A 2,431-nucleotide genomic window follows, 5' to 3' on the forward strand; every position below is an offset into this window, starting at 1 on the left:
ATGTGCCGGACAGCGTGAAGACCGGCTACGAGATCAGCTTCACGCGCTACTTCTACAAGCCGAAGCCGCTGCGCACGCTGGAGGAGATCCGGGCGGACATCCTGGCACTGGAGAGGGAGACCGAGGGGCTGCTCGGCGAGATCCTTGGGGGCACGCACTGATGGCCACTCAGCGCTATTCCGTCACCCCGCATCCGATCGAGACTCTCCTCACCTGGGTGAAGTCGGGCGAGATCGCCATCCCTGAGATCCAGCGCCCCTTCGTCTGGGACGCGACCAAGGTGCGCAACCTCCTCGACTCACTCTACCAGGGCTACCCGGTCGGCTACCTGATCTCTTGGCGCAACCCCACCGTCAAGCTCAAGGATGGCACTCCCTCTGCGGGCAAGCGCATCCTGATCGATGGCCAGCAGCGGGTCACGGCGCTGATGGCGGCGCTGCTCGGGCGGGAGGTGCTGACCCGGGACTACGAGACGGTGCGCATCCGCATCGCCTTTCACCCCGGCGAGGAGCGCTTCGAGGTGCGCAACCCGGCGATCGAGAAGGACAAGGCCTGGATCGACGACATTGCGCGGCTCTTCGCGGCCGATGTCTACCTGGGCGACCTGACCGACGAGTACGTTACCAGGAACCCCGAGGCGAACCGCTCTGCGATCGGCAAGGTGCTCGAGAGGGTGGCGAAGATCACCAACAACCACGTCGGCCTGATCGAGTTGGCCGAAGACCTCGACATCGAGACGGTTACCGAGATCTTCATCCGGGTGAACTCAGCCGGCACCGAGCTGTCCCAAGCCGACTTCGCGATGTCGAAGATCGCCGTCAACGAAAGCTACGGCGGCAACGAGCTGCGCAAGGCCATCGACTACTTCTGCCACCTGGCCGTGGCGCCGGAGTTCTACTCGAAGATCGAGAAGGGCGATCCCGCCTTCGCGGGGTCCGGCTTCTGGCCAAGGATGAAGTGGCTCAAGGACGTCAGCGAAGATCTCTACGACCCCACCTACACTGACATGCTGCGCGTCGCCTTTACCTCGGAGTTCGGGCGAGGCAGGCTGCAGGACCTGGTGGCGCTGCTGTCAGGCCGCAACTTCGAAACCCGGGAGTACGAGGAGGCCATCGCCGAGGCGTCCTTCGGCAAGCTCAAGGCCGGCATCGAAGCCTTCATGAGCAAGACCCACTTCGACCGTCTGACGATGATCCTGCGTTCGTCGGGCTTCCTGACTGCCGACCTGATCCGCAGCCAGAACGCGGTCAACTTCGCCTACATCGTCTACCTGCGCGGCCGCGCTGCGCAGCTCGCCGCGGACGACCTCGAGCGCCTGGTCCGGCGCTGGTACGCCATGTCGATCTTGACCGGCCGCTATGCGGGCAGCCCCGAGACGGCCTTCGATGTGGATATCCGCCAGATCGAGAGCCAAGGCCTGACCGCCTATGTCGAGGCGGTGATCGGTAACGAGTTGCCGGACGCGTTCTGGACCGGCATGCTGCCGCAGCTCATGGATACCTCGTCGTCCACCAGCCCCTACTTCATCGCCTACCAGGCGGCTCAGGCGCGGCTTGGCGACAGGGGCTTTCTATCTACGGACATCACCGTGCGTGACCTGCTGCTCAACCGGGGCGACAAGCACCATGTCTTCCCGCGCAAGCACCTGCAGCAGCTGGGCCTCTCGCGCGGGCGCTACAACCAGATCGCCAACTTCGTCATCGCCCAGAGCGAGATCAATATCGCCATCGGCGACAAGGCGCCGGAGAAGTACTTCGCGGAGATCGCCGATCAGGTGAATGGCGGCAAGAAGCGCTACGGCGGCATCACCGACCCAGTGCGCCTGCGCGAGAATTACGAGCAGAACTGCTTGCCCGCGGGTCTGGCCGAGGGTGCGGTGCCCGCCTACGACGAGTTCCTCGCCGAGCGCCGCAGGCTGATGGCGCTGCGGATCAAGCAGTGGTTCGAGGTGCTATCGTGATCGACGGGCTCAAGCCCTATCCGGCGATGAAGGACTCTGGAGTGCCGTGGCTGGGGGAGGTGCCGGAGCACTGGGAAGCACGACGGGTCAAGCACGTCTTTCAACGAATCGTGGGCGGCTCAACGCCCCCGAGCTCGGAGGCAACGTACTGGGACGGAGCCGTTGTCTGGATAACTCCCGCAGATCTGAGCAAGGCCTCCAGTCTCAAGGGCTCGCAGCGACGAATCACGAGCGACGGCCTGTCGGCGTGCTCGGCGGAACTCGTGCCGCCGGGCAGCATCATCGTGACTTCTCGTGCACCCGTCGGCAATGTCGCTATAGCCGACGTCGAGCTCTGCACTAATCAGGGCTGCAAAGCTCTAGTCCCAGCGCTCGGCCTTATAGACCCAGTGTTCGGCTACCATGTCCTGTCCACGCTCAAGGGTGAACTCCAGAGCCTTGCCACCGGCACGACGTTCAACGAGATCTCTA

The 2,431-nt window shown here is 63.9% G+C and carries 2 protein-coding genes; both read left to right on the forward strand.

Annotated features, from left to right (window positions below; all coding sequences use genetic code 11):
* Positions 1-160: 160 nt before the first annotated feature.
* Positions 161-1,960, forward strand: a complete 1,800-nt coding sequence (locus tag FJ251_15490) for a DUF262 domain-containing protein (GenBank protein ID MBM4119106.1) — start codon at positions 161-163, stop codon at positions 1,958-1,960.
* A gap of 26 nt (positions 1,961-1,986) precedes the next feature.
* The coding region (locus FJ251_15495) for a restriction endonuclease subunit S (GenBank protein MBM4119107.1) at positions 1,987-2,431 on the forward strand (445 nt) is incomplete at its 3' end.

The organism is bacterium (assembly GCA_016873475.1).
Classification (GTDB): Bacteria; Krumholzibacteriota; Krumholzibacteriia; order JACNKJ01; family JACNKJ01; genus VGXI01.